This window comes from Bacillus sp. FSL W8-0519 (assembly GCF_038005585.1).
In the GTDB taxonomy this organism is placed as follows: Bacteria; Bacillota; Bacilli; order Bacillales; family Bacillaceae_G; genus Bacillus_A; species Bacillus_A paranthracis.
Window position 1 is genome coordinate 4,490,069 of the sequence record NZ_JBBOTL010000001.1, and the last position, 20,091, is coordinate 4,510,159.

Consider the following 20,091-nt stretch of genomic DNA (forward strand, 5'->3'; position numbering starts at 1 on the left):
GAAGCTAATCTATTGATCAGCTTCTTTATTCGTTAAATTTGAAATTCAGGATCGTCTTCTTTTCGTTTATCCATCATTTCTTTCACTTTATCAACAGCTTGTGGCGCTAATTCAATTATTTTATCGATGACGTGTGTTTGCTTATCTAAGTGCAACACTTTTACGCCTTCTCCATTTATAACAAGAAAAGCAACAGGATTAATAGAAACTCCTCCACCGCTTCCCCCGCCAAATGGATGGCGGCCTGAATGTTCTATTTTACCAAATTCACTTCCACCAGCCGCAAATCCGAAGCTAACTTTTGAAACGGTAAGAATTACACTTCCATCAGCAGCTTTAATTGGATCGCCGACAATTGTATTTACATCAGTCATTTGTTTTAAATGCTGCATTGCAGTTGTCATTAAACCTTGAATTGGATGGTCCATTCTATATCCCCCCTATGCTTGAACAGATTTTTCTGTCGTACCAGATCTTTGTCTTCTCATAAACACGAGTAATTTCACCGCTGTTTTTATAGTACGGAATATACGAAAAGATGCTGTTAACTCACATCTTGATGCAAATCCTTTCCCTTGAAAAACAGGAGTAATTTCAAATTCTGGTACGTCGACAATATGCATATATTGTCCTACAACTCCAGCAGCCATTCCTTTTGTCCCCCATGCATATCCTGTGACAATTCCAGTACTAGCTGCGTCGCCTGCTCCAATTTGTGTATGCCATTTCCAACCATTGATTTTCACTCGTTTGAGAAAATCTTTAACAATAGTATGAACTTCTTGCAGCTTTTTTATCAGTTCCCCCATACTATCAAGTTGTGCCATAATTTTATTGTCTAGTCCGCCGTCCTCTTCAGCTTTTTCGATTTTTTGTCCTGTTTTCTTCTGCTGTTTCTCAATTCTTTCCAACACATCAAATGTATATCGGATCATCCATATTTTCACTTGAAGCAAACATTGCTTTTCCATTTCTGAATATAAAAATGTCACTTTAAGCTTTATTTTCGACAATAGTATAAACAAAATAAAAAGGAGAAGAATTATTATTCCAATTACGAGCCACTTCATACGTATCATCCTTTCACTCCGTACCCATTATCGACAACTTTATTCATCATTAAACAGCGTTTCATAAGATTGAATATAAAAATTTTTCTAAAAATAAAAAGGTATTTTGACAATTTATATCGAAATATATTATTTGAACATATCATCAGGGAACGGACTCTAATGATATGTAGCACGAAGCATAGAAAATTTAACTGCAGTGGAGGGATACATAATGGCAGATCGTCGCAATTTATTTTTCTTTTATGGTGATGACAAAGCAAAGCTCGTTGAAAAAATGAAACCAATCTATCGTATTTTAGAAGAGAATGGATTCACCATATTAGATCATCCAAAAAATGCAAACGCTATCGTCAGTGTTGGAGATGATGCAACTTTCTTACAAGCCGTTCGTAAAACTGGTTTTAGGGAAGATTGCTTATACGCAGGGATTTCTACGAAAGATGAAATTTCATTCTACTGCGATTTCCATATTGATCACGTTGATACAGCCCTTCAAGAAATTACAAAAAATGAAATTGAAGTGCGAAAATATCCAACAATTGAGGTAGATGTAGATGGTAGCACATCTTTCCATTGTTTAAATGAGTTCTCATTACGTTCTAGCATTATTAAAACGTTCGTTGTAGATGTTCACGTTGATGATTTATATTTCGAAACTTTTAGAGGTGACGGTTTAGTTGTTTCTACCCCAACAGGAAGTACAGCTTACAATAAATCGTTACGCGGGGCAGTTGTTGATCCACTTATCCCTTGCTTCCAAGTAAGTGAATTAGCATCTTTAAATAACAACACATACCGTACACTTGGTTCACCGTTCATTTTAAATCACGAACGTACATTAACTTTAAAACTAAGACCAGACGGTAACGATTATCCAGTTATCGGTATGGATAATGAAGCGCTTAGCATTAAACAAGTGGAAAAAGCTGTTGTACGCTTAAGCGATAAACAAATTAAAACAGTTAAATTAAAAAACAACTCTTTCTGGGAAAAAGTACAGAGAACGTTTTTATAAGATTAAAATAACCGCAGAATTATGGTAGTACATAATTCTGCGGTTATTTATTTACCCCGATTGACGCGTATAACAATCTCTTGCTATCCGGCCGATATTCTTGTCAGTTTTTGTCGGTAAGTCGATATATTTTAATAATCGCTCATATATTTGGAGTTACGTTCGATATATTTCAATAATCGCTGATATAATTCAGGTTACGGTCGATATATTCCGATAATCGCTCATATATTTTTACGCACCTTTTCTATAGACGACTTTGCCATCTATTACGGTCATCTCTGCTTGTACTTCTTTTATTTCCTCTGCCTCTATTTCAAAAATATCGCGGTCTAATATTGTAAAGTCTGCCTCATATCCTTTTGTAATTTGCCCTCGCTTCGCTTCTTTTCCGATTGCATAGGCACTTCCTGTTGTAAATAAAGAAACAGCCTCATATACCGTTAATCTTTCTTCTGGCATATAACATAAACCGTCAATAAAACTTCTACGTGTAACAGCGCTATATATGCCTAGAAACGGATTTACTTGCTCGATTGGAGCATCAGATCCCCCGTTACAGTGTAATCCCGCTTCCAGTAACGTCTTCCAAGCATACGCATAACGAAGACGTTGCTCGCCTAGTTTTTCAATGACTGATGGAAAATCCGATGAAACAAAGACTGGTTGTATATCAATAATGGCTTGTAAGTTTTTCATTCTTTCAATCAACTCTTCACGAGCTAGCTGACAATGAATAATACGGTCACGTAATCCTTCTGCTGGCGGATACAATTCAAGTGCATCAATGACATATTCAAGCGATAAGTCACCGATAGTATGAATCGCAACTGGCATATGTAAATCTCGTGCTTTCTTCACTAATTCCGCAAGTTCTTCACGTGAGAAAATCGCAACCCCATTCGTTTCCTTCGCATCTTCATACGGTTCACTTAATAATGCGGTTCTTCCGCCAAAAGAACCGTCAGAAAAAATTTTCATTGCCCCAAATTCAATATAATGCTCATTTTCATATTCCTTTCGTTCATGTGCTACTTCATGGTGAACGAGTAAATGTGCTTTAAATGGCATTTCCTTTATGACATGAGAAAACGCATTATGCGTCTTTCTAAAACCACCGTAATAATTTAAATCTTCCGTATGTCCACCAACGAGTCCGTATTGCCAACAATCTTTAATCGCTGTTTGCAAAGCGCTTTGTAAATAAGCTTCATCAATTTCAGGCTGCACATGTTTAATTAACTCTTGTCCTTGTTCATATAAAAGCCCTGTTAACATATTTGATGAATCACGGCCAATTTTCCCGCCTTTTGGATCTTCTGCCTTTTCTGTTATATTCGCTTCTTGCAGTATGTATGAATTCACCCATGTAACGTGACGACAAACTCTCTTTAATAAAATGGGATGTTCTTTCGAAATTTCATCTAAATCACGCGTGTGAACATCTTTCGTATCCTTAAAATTATTTTCGTTCCAGCCCTCTCCGATAATCCAAGAACCTTTCGGCGCTTCTTCTACTCGCTTCCGAACGAGAGTCAGCACTTCTCTATAAGATGTGCAGTTTGATAAATCTAAACGAAGTAACCTCTCCCCGTGACCAATAAGATGCATATGGCTATCAACGAGACCTGGAATCATCGTTTTGCCTTTTAAATCGCGCAATTTAGCCACAGCATATCGATTTTCTAACTCTTCTTTACTTCCATTATCAATGATCCTGCCATTTTCAACATAAATAGCTTCTACTTTTTCATTTTCTTCCCTCATCGTGTAAATGTTGCCGCCATACCAAATTTCCCCCATATATTTCATCTCCTTTGTTTTATTGTATAAAAAAAAGCACCATTTCAAAACATGGTGCTTTTCTAAACATTACTTTTGTTCAGTAGTAGACGTTGTAACTTGCCATTCAATATTAAATTTATCTTTTACTTGTCCGTATGCTGGGCTCCAGAACGTTTCTTGAAGGGGCATAATAACTTCGCCACCTTCTTGTAACTTATTGAATACTTCTTTCGCTTTTTCTGCGTTACTAATTTGAATTGCGATTGTTACTTGAGATCCAATTGCATGCCCTTGACCTGGGAATGTATCAGAAATCATAAGATCCGTATTACCAACTTTTAAAGTAGCGTGTAAAACGCGTTCTTTCGCTTCAGCTGGAACTGGGTATTCTGGATTTTCAGGCATATCACCAAAAGTTTGCATGACTTCCACTTTTGCATCTAACGCCTCTTTATAAAACTGTACAGCTTCTTGCCCACTACCATCTAAAACTAAGTACGGATTAATACCTAAAATCATACGGACACCTCTTTTTTCAATTTATAAAATCGAACTTGTGTTCGTTTTTATATTATCATTGTTTGCCATTTCATTCAACTATTTCCTTCACTGTTTTCAAATTTATTTTGACGGAATCTCCATCTCTTGTTTTCTAAGCTCAATACGGCGAATTTTTCCAGAAATCGTTTTTGGTAGTTCATCTACAAATTCAATTTTGCGAGGGTATTTATATGGTGCAGTAAGTTCTTTGACGTGTTGTTGGAGTATTGGAATTAATGTTTCTTCGTTCTTTTCTATATTCTCTCTTAATACGATAAATGCCTTCACGACACTTCCGCGAATTTCATCAGGACTTGCGACAACCGCACATTCTCTCACGTAAGGGTGCTTTACGAGCGCATCTTCTACTTCAAACGGCCCGATTGTATAACCAGAGCTAATAATAATATCATCACCGCGCCCTTCAAACCAGAAATAGCCGTCTTCATCTTTTTTCGCTTTATCACCTGTAATATAATAATCACCGCGGAATTGCATCGCTGTACGCTCATCGTCTTTGTAATATTGTTTAAAGAGGGCCGGCGTTTCAATGTGAACTGCAATATCACCAACTTCGCCTACTTTCACTGGAATACCTTCCTCATTTACAATATCAACGTGGTTACCCGGCGTCGGTTTCCCCATTGATCCTGGTCTAATATCCATCCCTTTCATTACACCAACAAGCAATGTATTTTCCGTTTGCCCATAGCCGTCTCTTACTGTAATATGAAAGTGCTTTTGGAACGTTTCAATGACTTCTCTATTTAACGGCTCACCTGCGGATACAGCGCTATGTAACGCTTCTAAATTGTATTCACTTAAATTTTCTACTTTTGCCATTAATCTATACTCAGTCGGCGTACAACAAAGCACATTCACCTTATTATCGTCTAATAAATTTAAATACGTTTTTGGTTCAAACTTACCGTGGTATACAAATCCTGTTGCCCCCGAGCCTAGAGTTGCTAAAAACGGACTCCAAATCCACTTCTGCCAGCCTGGACTAGCTGTTGCCCACACAACATCATTCTCTTCAATTCCGAGCCAATTTGGAGCGCTCGTACGTAAATGAGCGTATGCCCACGCATGTGTATGAACAACACCTTTTGGATTTCCCGTCGTTCCTGACGTGTAAGATAAAAAGACCATATCTTCTTTATCTGTCTTCGCCATTTCTAACATGTCACTTTCTGTTTCTAACGCTGTTTTTAAATTGATCCATCCATCTACTGGCTGCTCGCTCAGAACGAATTTTTGAAGGGATTCCATCGCTTCTATATCATCAAACTGTCCAATGTACGGCTCATAACTTACGATTGCTTTTACTTCCCCATGTCCAATGCGGTACTCGATATCCTTTTTGCGTAACATTTCCGAACTCGGAATTACGACAAATCCTGCTTTAATCGCAGCGATATACGTCATGTATGCTTCAATTAAACGCGGCATCATAATGAGGAGCTTGTCCCCTTTTTGCAGACCACTCTTTATAAAAGCGTTTCCAATTTTATTTGCACCTTTCATTAACTCCGCGTATGTAACTTCTCGGCGATTCCCTTTATCATCTTGCCAAATTAAAGCAAGCTTCTCTTTATCACCTGTATATTTCTCTATTTCAGAAACTAAATTATAAGACGGTGGTGCCAACAATTCCTCTCTCTTCATAAACATCCTCCTTTTTCTTTATGCCTCCCTTATATAATAAAGAATTTTCTGTAAATTTTGAACCCTCATCTTTTGACAAATTTTTTAGTTCTGTCGAATATATCGAACACAACTTAGAATATATTAACAAAAAATTAAATATATCAATTTACCGACAAATGGCGCCACAACATAAAAAAGAAAGAGCAGGAGAACCCGCTCTTTCTAAGCCATCATATGGGATTATTTTTGGTAACCGCCTAATTGTTGCTCAGCTAGTGAAACTAGACGTTTAGTGATTTCGCCACCAACAGAACCGTTAGCGCGAGCTGTTGCATCAGCTCCAAGTTGAACACCAAACTCTTGAGCGATTTCGTATTTCATTTGGTCTAATGCTGATTCAGCACCAGGAACCGCTAATTTATTTGTGCTACGTGCCATGTTATATCACCTCCTTGTGAGTATAGAGTGTGATAAATAACATGACTTCATACACGTTTTAGATATGGTAATTTATGGTTTTAGAAAAGTTCTTCGAATTTTTCTTCTTCCGCTACTACTTCTACCGTTTGTAATACCATTGTTTCTTTGTTCGCTACAGCTTCATCGATTAATGGTGTGAAATCGTATTTCGCTTCAAAACGATTCGCTTTTTCACGCTTCGGCTTCGTCGCTGGGCTTGCTGGTGTGAATACTGTACAGCAATCTTCGTACGGACGAATTGAAATATCATATGTGCCGATTTCTTCAGCGATTTTAATAATCTCTAATTTATCCATCGTAATAAGCGGACGAATAATTGGATAGTTTGTTACTTCGTTAATCGTATGCATACTATCTAACGTTTGACTTGCTACTTGTCCAAGACTTTCACCAGTCGTGATTGCTAGTGCGTTACGCTCCTCTGCGATACGCTCTGTAATACGCATCATCATACGGCGCATAACTGTCATTGAATAGCTAGATGGGATTTCTTTATTAATCGTTTTTTGCACTTCTGTAAATGGAACAAGGTGAAGTGTTACACGTTTACAGTATTTCGTTAACTCTTGTGCTAAATCGATTACTTTTTGTTTTGCGCGCTCACTTGTGAAAGGTGGGCTATGGAAGTGAACTGCCTCCACAGATACGCCGCGTTTCATCGTTAAGTACGCTGCTACTGGGCTATCAATACCGCCAGACAGAAGTACCATTACTTTTCCGCCAACGCCAACTGGTAAACCACCAGCTCCCATACGCTCATCACACATAATGTAGCTATAACCGCTGCGAATTTCTACGCGTACATTTACATCTGGATTATGAACATCTACAGTAATATCTTCTGTATTTTCTAGAATATGTCCACCAATCTCAGGTAATAATTCCATCGTTCTCATTGGGAAATGCTTATAAGAACGGTGTACAGTAATTTTAAATGTTTTCACATCGCCTTTTACTTGTAAGAAAGCTGCTAATGCACCTTTTTTAATGTCTTCTAATTCTGATGGTACTTTCATCGCTAAGTTAAACTTATGAATACCAAACACATCTTTTAATCTTTCAGATACCGCTTCATGATCTTCGCCATTTAATTGGATATACATACGATCATGTGTTGCATCGATTTTAATATTTGGGAATTTTTTCAGTTTGAACTTTACGTTATCTTTTAATGTGCTTACAAATTTAGAACGGTTCTTACCTTTAGTCGTCATCTCTCCATAACGAACTAAAATATATTCATATGTCATCATATTCCTTTACCTCATCACTTCATATAATTTTGGCATCGTCTCTTTCACAATACCTTCAAATTGCTTTACTTCTTCCATCGTGTTTTCTGGTGCCAAACTAATGCGAATAGCACTTGCAGCAGCGGCATGTGGTACTCCCATTGACACTAACACTCTGCTCACTTCATTTGCTTTTGAAGAACAAGCAGATTTCGTTGATACATACACACCGTGCTCTTCTAAAGCATGAACGACCACTTCTGGTTTTAAACCTACAAATGATACATTTAAAATGTGCGGTGCTGCATATGCAAGCGACGTATTAATCGTTACATCCTCCATCTCTTTAAAGAAACAAACAAGCTCTGCTTGTAAACTTTGCAAATGAGCTACCTTTTCTTTCACTTGCTCCATTGTCATGCGAAGTGCTTTCACCATCGCTACAATGCCAGGTAAGTTCTCTGTACCAGAGCGATACTTCAGCTCTTGTTGACCACCTGATAAAATTGGATCTAACCTTACGCCATCACGTACATAAAGAAGACCCGTTCCTTTTACACTATGGAATTTATGTCCAGATATTGAGCAAAGATCAATATGAGAAGCGTATAAATTAAGCGGTACTTTTCCTATCCCTTGTACATGGTCCACATGGAATCTTATTTTCGGATAATTCGATAATAACGTTCCAATTTCAGCAACAGGCTGAATTGCTCCAGTCTCGTTGTTCACGTGAATAATTGACACAAGAATCGTATCTTCACGAAGCGCTCGTTTTACATCCTCTACCGATACAACACCATGCTCATTAACCGGTAAATATGTTACATCAAAACCGAGATCTTCTAATTGTTTATATGCTTCAAACACAGACGCGTGTTCAATATTTGTTGTAATGATATGTTTACCGCGCGAACGATTCCTCATCGCTATTCCTTTAATCGCAAGGTTATTCCCTTCCGTTCCACCTGATGTGAAAATAATTTCAGAAGGCTTAACGTGAAGAAGCTGCGCTGCAATTGTTCTTGATTGTGTTAATAGACGCTCCGCCTCTCCTCCAAGCGAATGAATAGAAGAAGGATTCCCAAAATATTTCCCCGCAACCGTTACGTACGATTGAAGAGCTTCTGGATATGGCTTTGTCGTCGCACTATTATCAAAATAGATCATCGTTCTTCCCCTTTCAGCGCTGTCACATCATATAATCATATCACAAATACGTGTCATTACGCTAAGACTACTCAAAGGTTCCGTTATATTTTAAAACGAATAACCTTACTGTATTCCGCTATTCATTATAGCAACATCGCCTGCAAAATTACACAAAAAAACAAACCCTTATGAAAGGGTTTGTTCATTGTCTACATATTCAGCTATTTTTTGAACAACGCCAGGCTCAAGTTGCTCTAGTACAGAAGCCGCTTGTTCTAAAGCTGCATCGTATTGATATTCACGGAATAATTTCTCCGCATAATTTAAGCTCTCTGCAAGGTTTTCATCATGACTGCGGTAACGATTACCGTATTGAATTAATTTTTCAACTAAATACGCTTGTCCAATTAACTCTTCTGTCATTTCAGCAACACCATTAACAGTTGTGTAAGCTTCTTCTAAACTGCTATTTACAGCATTCATATTTAACGGCTTCACTTCTAATTGCTCATATACAGCTTGCATTGCCATTTGTCCTCTTTTTAAATCTTCCATAATGCTCTCTGGAAGACCTGGCAAATTCGACTTTTGCATAAAGCGTTTCGTTTCGAAAATAGTATTTCGCATTTCTTGTAACTTCTCACGCGCTTCAAATTCTTCTTTGCGCATCGTTTGCAGCATTTCTTTATATTCTGCATGAAGTACTTTTAATGTTTCACATTGCTCATAAATCTCTTCTAGTTCCTCACGAATAATAGAGAAGGCAATATCTTGTTCCGCAACCCGTAATTGCAACATTTCAAAACGTTTCATTAAAATGTGCATTTGCTTTTCAATTACTTTTTGAGACTCAATGTCCTTATCTTGTAACTGATAGCTTTGTTTCACGAGCTGTGTTTCTGCTTTTGTTTCAATCGTTTCAATGCGAATTTCTTCTAAGTCTTCATAAACAGAAAGTGTTTTTTGCTCCACATAATGTCTCGCATGTACTTCTTGTTCTAGTTGATCATAGAAGCTATCTAAACTTGTTTTTAAGTTCTCTACTTTTTCAGCCGCTTCTGTTATGTGAAGCTCCTGTATATCCATTAAACATATTTGTAGTTGTTTCTTCATATCGCGAACTTCTTTAGGAATTTCCAAATACTCTAATACATAACCTTGTCTTACCATATCATTATGTCCGTGTAATAAATCTTCCAACTGAACCGGTAACGTCGCTTGACACTCTACCAATAAATCTGGAATTTGGTGAATAATGATTTCTAAATCTGCTAAACCTTCTTCCAAACTAATAACAATTTCTCTCGCTTTTAAATAGTCGCCATTGTTTGTTGCTTCTTCAAAGGTTTTAAATTTCTCAGATTCAGCGTCTAGCATCTCTTCGATTTTCTGCTCTGCTGCTCCATACATATGTCTATGAGCAAGAACACTCTTCTTCATACTACGATATGTATCACGTAACCCTTCGATTTCCGAGCTATTTTTTTCATGGCTTTCTAACAATTGCTGTAATTCATTTAAAATGTCTGTAATACGATTATCAGCGTCATCTAAACCACTTATGGATTCATTCATCGCATGCTTTGCTTTTCGGAAGGAGAATTGCGAGGCGAATTTTCGCGCTTGCGCTAAATCTTTTTCAGCTTTCGGAATGGTTGTTGATACAATTTCATCCCATTCTTCACGCCATTTACCAAACAGTTCTTCTGTTTGACCCGTCATATTTAAATCTTTCACCCGTTTTAGCTCATCTGCCACAGGTTTATCTTTTATCTCTTGTTTCCACTGCTCAAGTGCTTCAATATCTTTATATGAACGATTTCTTATCACAAGCTCTATCATGAGCAGCACTAGAATAGAGCTTACTACAATGATAACGATCGTCAGGATAGAATCCATGCAAAAAAGCCTCCTAGTTATATCTCTTTTTTTGTCCGTTCCGTTTATGAAATGGAAGGCATTATGTATAAAAAGGGAATTCCCCTATATTTAACAACTAACAATGTACTAATCATACCATGTAATCGTTTGTTTTTGACCTAGTTTTTTTTAAAATTTCATGTTTCTTTCAATGCAATTGTAATCTTTCTCAATATTCCGTTTGGATTACCTCTCATCAGCAAATGAATGCAATACAAGGCCTTCTTCCATATGAGATGCGAAATAAATTTTGCGCAAAAGTGGCGGTTCAATAGAAATCGCATGCACATTTCCTTGCCTTACCGCTTGCTCTACTGCTATTTCTGGAAGTAACGTAATGCCAAGTCCAGCACTGACCATCGCAAGCATCGGTTCTGCATAAGAAGTTTCAAATGCAATAATCGGTTTCGCACCTATCCCTTGAAACATATTCGTAATCATTTTTCTTACATCGCAGATTTCTGGGTATACGATTAACTTTTCATTTTGCAAATCTTCCATTCGGATTACTGTTTTCTCTTTATAAAGATGATCATTTGAAACGACACACACAATTTTTTCTTCTCGTATTTCTTTTATACACGTAGCACCTTCTACTACTGAATCGATGAACATCGCTTCAATCTTCCGTTCTTTAAAGAGTCCCATCAGTACTTTCGTATGCTCAATTTTCCATTCTACTTCGAACCCGTCACCTAATACATCTTTACATTTTGATATATAATGTGCTGCTAAACTTGGCAATATGCCTATAGAAATGTTTCGCTTCTCTTGAAATTTCTTCATCTCGGCTTTCACTTCATGTATGTGTTCCAAAATCGGTAACATTCTTGTTATAAATAGCTCTCCAGCACTTGTTAATTCCACTCCTTGCGCGGAACGCTTCAGTAAAGTAACTTCTAAATCGGCCTCTAACCTTTGAATTTGTTTACTAAGCGCTGGCTGCGAAATATGTAAAATCTTACTCGCCTTTGATAAACTTCGCGTATTCTTCACTTCAATAAACGATCGTACTGCCTCCAAATCCATCGTACACACCTCTAACAAAAAGTTATAACTGTCATAAAAAATCGATATTTCCTTCTATAAACAATTACTCTTTATACTTATTTCATCAACTTACTATAACGAAATGTAAAGGGGAAAGATACTCTTGAACAAAAAACAAATGCTACTCGGATCCCTCCTATGCTTACTTGCCGTAACGGCTTGGGGATTTATGTTTCCTGTCATGGCAAACGCCTTACAGTTTATCGATCCATTCTTCTTCACAACGATTCGCTATGGATCAGCAGCTATTATTTTTCTTATTCTGCTATTACTTACCGAAGGGACAAAGTCACTTCGCTTAGAAAAGAAAACACTTTCGTTACTCTTTTACGGAACAGTCGGTTTCGCAGGATATGGTTTTCTTGTTTTCTACGGACAGCAACTTGCCGGACCGTCTGGAGCCATCCATGCCGCGATGATTCAGTCTCTTATGCCACTCATCGCTTTATTATTGCAGTGGCTAACAAAAAATAAACGCCCACAAAACTATACATTCCTTTGTATGTTTGTTGCATTATTCGGTGTTATGCTTGTCATTTCAAAAGGAAATATTCACTTATTATTTGGAGCTGCCAGTCACCTTTCAACAAATATACTTATGTTATGCGGCGTTACTTGCTGGGTCATTTATACAAACGGTGGTGCTAGTTTTCAATCTTGGTCACCACTTAGGTATACGACGTTAACTTGTTTATTTGGCTCAATTTCACTCATCACTATCGTCACTTTTTTAACTTATACAAACGTCGTTACTGTACCTTCACTATCGACAATTATGAACGTTCGTTTTGAACTCTTATATATGTCTATTATTGCAGGCGTTATCGCAGTATTTTGCTGGAACGCAGGAAATCGCTATATTTCATCCATTAATGGCATATTATTTATGAATTTAGTTCCTGTACTTGCACTTATCGGTTCCATCTTTCGAGGTTATACAGTCGACAAAATTGAAGTTGCTGGAGCCTCATTAACAATTATCGCGCTATTATGCAACAATTTATGGCAAAGAAAAGAAAGCACAAAAATCCCCACCTCAGTTCGTTAGGTGGGGATTTTTCACATATGAACAGCTCTTGGCCATTCATAATACATATTCGTTATACATAATGTTTGTTCCATCCATTGTTCAATTTCTTTCGTGTACATTTCTAAGAAAAAGGTCTCAGATGGAAAAGAATGCAACACTTCTGATATATATTGCGGATATAAAAACGGCATATTTATCATGCCTTTTAATTGCGTCATAAACATTGTAAAAGATACCTTCTTAAACTCTTGTTTCATTTGTCCCTGTCTAATCATTTGCTCTATATAATATCTTTCTTTAGAAAAATAAACGGTCATCACTTCGCGAATTAATGTCGTATCAAGCGAAAGCTCTCGGTAAAAAAAACGTGTCAGTTCCCTATTATCAAATTGATATCGTAAAATCCCGCGCACCATTTGCACCATCACATCTTTAGCCGACAAATATTCTCTCTGTTCAAAGGACGTTTCAATCACATGAATATACCCTTCTAAAAAATTAGTAATAAGCTGCTCTAATAGGCCTTGCTTTCCAGCAAAATAATATGAAATATTCGCTACATTCACATCCGCTCGCTTTGCAATGTCTCGCACCGACGTTCCATCATAACCTTTCGTGTTAAACAACGATATTGCCGCATCAATTACTTTTTGTTTCGTCTGTTTCATGCGCTCACTTCCTCTCACTGAACAGCTATAGTGTAAATTTCTTGACTTTTAAGACAAATTCCTTTAATTTTCTATCGACAAAGTCATGTGAAATACATCGTATTTTGCTAATATTTTACACATCTCGATAAAAAAGGAGCTGTTTCCATGTTTACTAAAGAAAGTTATACAGGATCTCGCGTGCAGCAATATGAGACAGTAATAAAACAACTGGATGCATTATTAACTGGCGAATCAAACGTAGTCGCAAACTTATCAAATGCGTCCGCATTATTAAACCAATTTTTGGATCGTGTTAATTGGGTTGGCTTTTACGTAACAGAAGGAAATCAGCTTGTTCTTGGACCATTCCAAGGAATGCCTGCTTGCGTGCGCATTCCATTTGGACGAGGCGTTTGCGGCGTTGCAGCTGAAACGAAAACAACGCAGCTTGTAGCAGACGTTCACCAATTCCCAGGACATATCGCTTGCGACAGTGCTTCAAACTCAGAAATCGTCGTACCGATTATTAAGGATGGGAATGTCATTGGTGTACTTGATATTGATAGCCCTGAAAAAAACCGTTTCGACGAAGTAGATCAGCGCTATTTAGAAAAGTTTGTGGAAACACTCCTAAAACATATGTAACAAAAAAGAGCTAGTTATCGATTAAGTACATGACGTACAAAACCGATAGCTAGCTCTTTTTTTATTGATTACTAACAGTAGATATTTTCTTTAACGCTTGCTCTAAATCAGAAACAATATCCTCCCACGATTCTAAACCGACAGATAAACGTATTAAATTATCATAAATGCCCATTTCTTGTCTTAACGCAGCTGGAATCGCGGCGTGCGTCATCGTTGCTGGGTGCTGAATTAACGTTTCTGTATCTCCTAAACTTACCGCAATTGTAATAAAGTGAAGGTCATTAATAAACGCCTGCGTCTCTTCTTTCCCGCCTTTAATTGAAAAAGATATAACACCGCCCCCACGTTTCATTTGGCGAGATGCTAACTCTCCTTCTGGATACCAAACACCTTCTACCGCATCATGATTTTTTAGGAACGATACAATTTTTTCTGCATTATCACAATGACGATCCATTCTTACTGCTAGTGTCTTTAATCCGCGTAACAATAACCATGCGTCAAACGGTGCCATAATACCGCCGATATCTTTTCGCATCGGGCGGATTTTTTCAGCTAACGCTTTCGTTTTACAAATTGTTACACCCGCCACAACATCACCGTGACCACCAATATATTTTGTCGCACTATGAACAACCGCGTCACAGCCAAGTTCAAGCGGTCTTTGTAAATAAGGTGAACAAAACGTATTATCAACAATAACAAGTAACCCATTTCGCTTCGCAACCCGAATCACTTGTTTTAAATCAATTAATTTCATTGTCGGATTAATCGGTGTTTCAACGAAAATAAGCTTTGTATTCGGGCGAATTTTATTTTCCATATCAGCCTCTGTCTCCATATCACAAAACGAATGCGTAATCATAAATTTTTCTTCTAACACTTCTAAAAAACCGTATGTGCAGCCGTATAATCCATTTGAACAAATAATATGATCTCCAGCTTTTAGAAAACCAATTAACGTTGCGGAAATAGCTGCCATACCGGATCCGAAAGCAAGCGCTTCTTCTCCTCCTTCTAACACCGCCATACGTTCTTCGAATAATTTCACAGTCGGATTTCCAAGTCTTGAGTAAATATAAGATGGATCCACTCCCGCAAAACTCGCCTCTCCTTGCTGCGCAGTCTCAAATGTAAATGTAGACGTTTGAAATAAAGGCGGTGTTAAACTTCCTTTATGTGCCCCTGATGTATAACCGTGATGAATTAACGCTGTCTCCATATGCTTCTTTTTCATAAAAACATCCCCTTTTATGTTTTTATTGCCGCATATTCATCATTAAAACTTTGATGAACGTTTTACTTCATTTTATGTAAGCGTTTTATTTGTGTTTCTATCTCTTCTTTTATATCGTTTTAAATTCCTTCTTGTTCATTTCCAAAATTTATATGCATAAAACAAAAACGTACTCGCTTGACGAAACTCTGGGTAAAAGATATAATAGCGTTTGTGTAAAATAAAAAGGCAGCCTTGTAATGTGAGTTTATCGTTTGTATTTTGTTCCTCTACGGAGGTGTATCTCGTAACTCCCTGCTGCTGGAGCGAAGGTACATGAAAACAAAATGCCCGTAAATATCGATTACGTCTGTTTTTATTTTACGTAAATAAAAACATTTTAAAGGAGGAGTCAACTATGGCTCGTTATACAGGTCCAGCTTGGAAACTGTCTCGTCGTCTTGGAATCTCTCTAAGCGGCACAGGAAAAGAATTAGAAAAACGCCCTTACGCACCAGGTCCTCACGGTCCTAACCAACGTAAGAAACTTTCAGAATACGGTTTACAATTACAAGAGAAACAAAAACTTCGTCACATGTACGGCATGACTGAGCGTCAATTCCGTCGCACATTTGACCAAGCAGGTAAAATGCCTGGTAAGCACGGCGAAAACTTCATGATCCTTCTTGAAGCTCGTCTTGACAACTTAGTTTACCGTATGGGCTTAGCTCGCACTCGTCGTGCAGCTCGCCAATTAGTAAACCACGGTCACATCATGGTTGATGGCGCTCGCGTAGATATCCCATCTTACCGTGTAAAACCTGGTCAAACTATCAGCGTTCGCGAAAAATCTAGCAACCTTGTTGTTGTTAAAGAAGCGATCGAAGTTAACAACTTCGTACCAGAATACTTAACTTTCGATGCTGACAAATTAGAAGCTACTTACACTCGTCACGCTGAGCGTGCTGAGTTACCAGCTGAAATTAACGAAGCATTAATCGTAGAGTTCTACTCTCGTTAATGACAAAAAGCCAATCCTGTGGATTGGCTTTTTTCGTTTATATATAAAATATAGTTATTTATTTTCCTCTTTCTGAACATATACATAAGCATCTTTCTGCTCTTTATGTATATCCACCTTCGAATTCTCTGCAAGCTGACTCGCATTTAGCAAAGAAAAAATAATGAGTGCTTCTAGTGACATTTCGTTTTACCACTCCTTTCTAGTTGTTATACATTTATCATACCGCTTACATGTGATTTCCGTATGAACTCGAAAAGGAGATTACAACAAAATGGTTACAAGTATATGAATGCACGCTATAATAACCATAAAATAGGAGGTTGATTCATTTTGACAATAAACCAAATGGTTCAGTTAGGCAGTGCATGTATGTTGTTTATTACTTCCGCGCTTATTAATTGGTATCAGGGAAGTAATTTAATAGATGATCCTGATGAATGGAAATATAGCGCTAAGTTTACGAATTACTTCAAAGGCACCGTTTCAAATTACGAAGATATTTATCAAATCGACTTCTTTATATATGCAGCAAAATTTTATCCAACAGCATTTATCGTTATGCTAGCGAGTTTACTTTATATGCTCATATTAATTCTTTATATTCTATTTAAAAGAAAAGATGCGGCGTTTTAAATCCATACATAAAAACCCCGAATCATAGACTTTTCAACCTACAATTCGGGGTACTATTTGTTTATATTCGTTTCGGATTAGTAACGAATTAAGAAATATTTCTTTTTACCGCGGCGAATGATTGTGAATTTACCTTCGATGCGGTCTTTTTCTGTTACAACGTAGTCTAATGCTTGTGTACGCTCACCGTTTACGTAGATTGCGCCGTTCGTTACATCTTCACGTGCTTGACGTTTTGATGGAGAGATTTTGCTTTCTACAAGTAAGTCGATTAATACTGTATCTTCTGCAGTGCGTTCTACAGATGGTACGTCTTTGAATCCTTGCTCGATTTCGCTTGCAGTCAATTCTGCTACAGAACCGCTGAATAATGCAGCTGAAATTTTAATCGCTTGTTCTAATGCTTCTTCGCCGTGAACAAGTTTTGTCATTTCTGCACCTAATGCTTTTTGTGCTGCACGTTTTTCTGGTGCCTCGGCTACTTGCTTTTCAAGCTCAAGAATTTCTTCATGAGATAAGAATGTAAAGTATTTTAAGTATTTAACAACATCACGGTCATCTGTGTTAATCCAGAATTGGTAGAACTCGTAAGGAGTTGTTTTCTCTGGGTCTAACCAAATTGCGCCGCCTTCTGTTTTACCAAACTTCGTACCGTCAGATTTAGTAACAAGTGGAATTGTTAAACCGAATGCTTTCGCATCTTCTTCTGATTTACGGATTAATTCAAGACCAGCTGTAATGTTACCCCATTGGTCACTACCACCGATTTGTAGGCGGCAATTATGGTGTTGGTATAAGTTTAAGAAGTCGTATGATTGTAAAATCATGTAACTAAACTCAGTAAATGAAATACCAGTCTCTAAACGAGATGCTACTGTATCTTTTGCTAGCATATAGTTTAAACCGAAGTTTTTACCGATATCGCGTAAGAATGAAATGACATCTAAGTTACCAAGCCAATCATAGTTGTTAGCCATTGTTGCTGGGTTGTCCACGTTTTCGAACTCTAAGAAGTTTGAAAGTTGGTTTTTAATGCTTTCTGTGTAGTAAGCAACTGTATCTTTCGTATTTAATGTACGCTCTGCTTTTTTACCACTTGGATCACCGATCATACCAGTACCACCGCCAACAAGTGCGATTGGTTGGTGACCAGCTAATTGGAAGCGACGTAACATTAATACTGGTAACATATGACCGATGTGTAAGCTATCCGCTGTCGGGTCGAAACCACAGTATAATTTAACGCTTTCTTTTTCTAATAATTGCTCAAGGCCCTCAGCGTCTGTTTGCTGATTAATTAGACCGCGAAATTCAAGATCTTGTAAAATACCCATATCCTACATACTCTCCTTTAAGTTCATTACTGGCGTGAAGGTTAAAAACATAAAAAAATCGCCCCTTCAAATAAGGGACGATTTTGATTATCGCGTTACCACCCTAGTTGCAGACCAAAAAAGCCTACCACCTTATTTACATAACGGCTTAGCACCGTCTCTTCCCTTTTGAATACAATTCAATCGAAAAAAGATGCTCTAGGGGCGTAATTCGCGATCATCTATGTGCTGATTTTCACCGACCATCAGCTCTCTAAAACAGGGAAATGATCACTACTTCTCCCTTTCCACGCTCAATTATTCATATACTTTTCTTTATACCATCATTTATATAGGCGTGTCAAATAGAGGTCAGGTTTCCCTCCTTGCCAATCCTTTACAGCGTCATAAAGAGTATCGTAATAAGAGAAAGAATTGGAACCCCAACTAATAACGATACATGAAATACAATTGATAAATCATTCCCAATCGTAGCCTCCACAGGATCTTTCGCCGGGGAACCAAGAAACCCGATTAATCGATCGAATCGACTTACCGTTTTTGGAAAGTCCGGTACTTCTATATGGTCACTATCTAAATGCTGTTTTAATTTATATTCACTCTTAAAGGGATTTTCGCTCAATTTCGTCCACCTCCAGCAATTGTTTCAATTTCTTTATCCCGTTATGAAGTCTCGACTTCACCGTTCCGACTGGAATATCTAATACCTCTGCAATTTCTTTTTGCTGCATGTCATGATAATAAGACAGGATTAGGACCGCTCTTTGCTCTTCTGGAACTTTCAAAATTGCTTCTCTTACTGTGAGCCGATCTTCGTGAGAAAATTCTTTTTCCTGAATCGGCACTAAAAACGGCAAAAGCGTACGCCACTTTTTTCTCCTATTTAATTTATTAATCATAAGACGATAACCAATTTGAAATAAATACGTTTTTATTTTTCCCTTTTCAGGTTCATACATATGTTTCTTACGCTCTAGCGTCAAAAACGTATCTTGGACAAGGTCGATACTCAATTGTTCATCTCGGTTAAATCGATATAAAAATGTGTATAGCGCGGGTTTGATTAAAACGTATAGTTTTTCCCCAGCCTGCTTATCTCCACTTTGATACGCAAGCATAAGTTCCTCCTCAATCCCAATCTGCGCCATGATTTTTGATCTCCTTTATTCCTTTTAACGTTAATGAAATACGGGAAATTAAATAGCCACTTGCGACAATAATCCATACTTGTGATTGATTCGTAAAAAATTGAACGTACGGGTTTTGAATTGTCTCGCCGGTTGAAACTAAAATATTTAATGCTTGCACACATATACATGCATACACTGCCAGGCAAGCCGAAATCGTATCAAATACATTCCAGCGAAAATATACTTTTGTTTTCGTAAAATCAATTTTATATCCATTTTTTCTTACTATATGTTTTCTATCAAATGGAATAATGATTGAAAACATAACAATCATCATAACGCCAGCTGTAATCATTGATACTTTAAATCCGATTGGCATCGGTAATAGCAAACCACAAGAAAATACGACTATAACTCCAATTAAAGCAAAAGTAAGAAGTAATTTATTAGACATAAAAAAGCCTCCCTCATCTATTCTTTCATAAATGTATACAGACGAGGAAGGCACTTCGTTCAAATATTATTTTAT

The 20,091-nt window shown here is 37.4% G+C and carries 22 protein-coding genes and 1 other annotated feature; of the genes, 5 read left to right on the forward strand and 17 right to left on the reverse strand.

Going from position 1 to position 20,091, the window contains the following annotated elements:
- Positions 1–32: 32 nt before the first annotated feature.
- Positions 33–428 (reverse strand): GerW family sporulation protein, encoded by a 396-nt coding sequence (ytfJ, locus tag NST14_RS23570; RefSeq protein ID WP_000350002.1) that lies wholly within the window; start codon positions 426–428, stop codon positions 33–35.
- 12 nt (positions 429–440) lie between these two features.
- Positions 441–1,079, reverse strand: coding sequence for a DUF2953 domain-containing protein (locus NST14_RS23575; RefSeq protein ID WP_000620650.1), 639 nt, complete (start codon positions 1,077–1,079; stop codon positions 441–443).
- A gap of 205 nt (positions 1,080–1,284) precedes the next feature.
- On the opposite strand from NST14_RS23575, the gene NST14_RS23580 reads away from it, so the two are divergent.
- Positions 1,285–2,088 (forward strand): NAD kinase, encoded by an 804-nt coding sequence (locus NST14_RS23580; protein ID WP_000785168.1) that lies wholly within the window; start codon positions 1,285–1,287, stop codon positions 2,086–2,088.
- 234 nt (positions 2,089–2,322) lie between these two features.
- On the opposite strand, the gene NST14_RS23585 is transcribed toward NST14_RS23580, so the two are convergent.
- The 8 genes from NST14_RS23585 to NST14_RS23620 all read right to left on the reverse strand — a co-directional run bounded on the left by NST14_RS23585 (position 2,323) and on the right by NST14_RS23620 (position 11,876).
- Positions 2,323–3,891, reverse strand: a complete 1,569-nt coding sequence (locus tag NST14_RS23585) for an amidohydrolase (RefSeq protein WP_229143042.1) — start codon at positions 3,889–3,891, stop codon at positions 2,323–2,325.
- Positions 3,892–3,960: 69 nt separating this feature from the next.
- Positions 3,961–4,392, reverse strand: coding sequence for a VOC family protein (locus NST14_RS23590; protein ID WP_000600364.1), 432 nt, complete (start codon positions 4,390–4,392; stop codon positions 3,961–3,963).
- Between the two features lie 102 nt (positions 4,393–4,494).
- A complete protein-coding gene (gene mbcS, locus NST14_RS23595) occupies positions 4,495–6,081 on the reverse strand; it encodes an acyl-CoA synthetase MbcS (RefSeq protein ID WP_074540388.1) in 1,587 nt (528 codons plus the stop codon).
- A 222-nt stretch (positions 6,082–6,303) separates the two neighbouring features.
- Positions 6,304–6,501 (reverse strand): alpha/beta-type small acid-soluble spore protein, encoded by a 198-nt coding sequence (locus NST14_RS23600; RefSeq protein ID WP_000124489.1) that lies wholly within the window; start codon positions 6,499–6,501, stop codon positions 6,304–6,306.
- Between the two features lie 80 nt (positions 6,502–6,581).
- Positions 6,582–7,796, reverse strand: coding sequence for a tRNA uracil 4-sulfurtransferase ThiI (thiI, locus tag NST14_RS23605; RefSeq protein WP_000989282.1), 1,215 nt, complete (start codon positions 7,794–7,796; stop codon positions 6,582–6,584).
- Between the two features lie 6 nt (positions 7,797–7,802).
- Positions 7,803–8,945 carry a cysteine desulfurase family protein gene (locus tag NST14_RS23610; protein WP_229143043.1) on the reverse strand — a complete coding sequence of 381 codons (1,143 nt, stop codon included), beginning with the start codon at positions 8,943–8,945 and terminating at the stop codon, positions 7,803–7,805.
- A gap of 168 nt (positions 8,946–9,113) precedes the next feature.
- Complete coding sequence (gene ezrA / locus NST14_RS23615) at positions 9,114–10,826, reverse strand: septation ring formation regulator EzrA (protein ID WP_000377297.1); 1,713 nt, start codon at positions 10,824–10,826, stop codon at positions 9,114–9,116.
- Positions 10,827–11,033: 207 nt separating this feature from the next.
- Positions 11,034–11,876, reverse strand: coding sequence for a LysR family transcriptional regulator (locus NST14_RS23620; protein ID WP_000362561.1), 843 nt, complete (start codon positions 11,874–11,876; stop codon positions 11,034–11,036).
- 124 nt (positions 11,877–12,000) lie between these two features.
- Here NST14_RS23620 and NST14_RS23625 point away from each other — a divergent pair, with 124 nt between their 5' ends.
- On the forward strand, positions 12,001–12,945 hold the full coding sequence (locus NST14_RS23625) for a DMT family transporter (RefSeq protein ID WP_076856075.1): 945 nt from the start codon (positions 12,001–12,003) through the stop codon (positions 12,943–12,945).
- A gap of 11 nt (positions 12,946–12,956) precedes the next feature.
- Here the strand turns inward: NST14_RS23625 and refZ are convergent, their stop codons facing one another.
- Positions 12,957–13,595, reverse strand: coding sequence for a forespore capture DNA-binding protein RefZ (refZ, locus tag NST14_RS23630; RefSeq protein WP_000814931.1), 639 nt, complete (start codon positions 13,593–13,595; stop codon positions 12,957–12,959).
- 147 nt (positions 13,596–13,742) lie between these two features.
- On the opposite strand from refZ, the gene NST14_RS23635 reads away from it, so the two are divergent.
- Positions 13,743–14,222: a GAF domain-containing protein gene (locus tag NST14_RS23635; RefSeq protein ID WP_000494346.1), complete on the forward strand. Its 480-nt coding sequence runs from the start codon at positions 13,743–13,745 to the stop codon at positions 14,220–14,222.
- Positions 14,223–14,283: 61 nt separating this feature from the next.
- Here NST14_RS23635 and megL read toward each other — a convergent pair whose 3' ends face one another.
- Positions 14,284–15,462, reverse strand: a complete 1,179-nt coding sequence (gene megL, locus NST14_RS23640; RefSeq protein ID WP_074540385.1) for a methionine gamma-lyase — start codon at positions 15,460–15,462, stop codon at positions 14,284–14,286.
- 397 nt (positions 15,463–15,859) lie between these two features.
- Between megL and rpsD the strand changes: the two genes are divergently transcribed.
- Positions 15,860–16,462, forward strand: a complete 603-nt coding sequence (rpsD, locus tag NST14_RS23645) for a 30S ribosomal protein S4 (RefSeq protein WP_000135319.1) — start codon at positions 15,860–15,862, stop codon at positions 16,460–16,462.
- Between the two features lie 54 nt (positions 16,463–16,516).
- Here the strand turns inward: rpsD and NST14_RS23650 are convergent, their stop codons facing one another.
- Entirely contained in the window at positions 16,517–16,645 is a 129-nt protein-coding gene (locus tag NST14_RS23650) for a transporter (protein ID WP_098824552.1), read from the reverse strand.
- Positions 16,646–16,795: 150 nt separating this feature from the next.
- On the opposite strand from NST14_RS23650, the gene NST14_RS23655 reads away from it, so the two are divergent.
- Entirely contained in the window at positions 16,796–17,098 is a 303-nt protein-coding gene (locus NST14_RS23655; RefSeq protein ID WP_076856074.1) for a YjdJ family protein, read from the forward strand.
- 77 nt (positions 17,099–17,175) lie between these two features.
- Here the strand turns inward: NST14_RS23655 and tyrS are convergent, their stop codons facing one another.
- The 4 genes from tyrS to NST14_RS23675 all read right to left on the reverse strand — a co-directional run bounded on the left by tyrS (position 17,176) and on the right by NST14_RS23675 (position 20,016).
- The gene (tyrS, locus tag NST14_RS23660; protein WP_000512078.1) at positions 17,176–18,432 is read right to left on the reverse strand and encodes a tyrosine--tRNA ligase; all 1,257 of its coding nucleotides are present in this window, start codon (positions 18,430–18,432) and stop codon (positions 17,176–17,178) included.
- A gap of 70 nt (positions 18,433–18,502) precedes the next feature.
- Positions 18,503–18,731: a binding site (T-box leader), on the reverse strand.
- Between the two features lie 77 nt (positions 18,732–18,808).
- Positions 18,809–19,054 carry a hypothetical protein gene (locus NST14_RS23665; protein WP_001293775.1) on the reverse strand — a complete coding sequence of 82 codons (246 nt, stop codon included), beginning with the start codon at positions 19,052–19,054 and terminating at the stop codon, positions 18,809–18,811.
- Positions 19,035–19,580: an RNA polymerase sigma factor gene (locus NST14_RS23670; protein WP_000057192.1), complete on the reverse strand. Its 546-nt coding sequence runs from the start codon at positions 19,578–19,580 to the stop codon at positions 19,035–19,037. Before NST14_RS23670 ends, NST14_RS23665 begins: the two co-directional genes overlap by 20 nt.
- Positions 19,561–20,016, reverse strand: a complete 456-nt coding sequence (locus NST14_RS23675) for a hypothetical protein (RefSeq protein WP_000066454.1) — start codon at positions 20,014–20,016, stop codon at positions 19,561–19,563. Before NST14_RS23675 ends, NST14_RS23670 begins: the two co-directional genes overlap by 20 nt.
- Positions 20,017–20,091 lie beyond the last annotated feature (75 nt).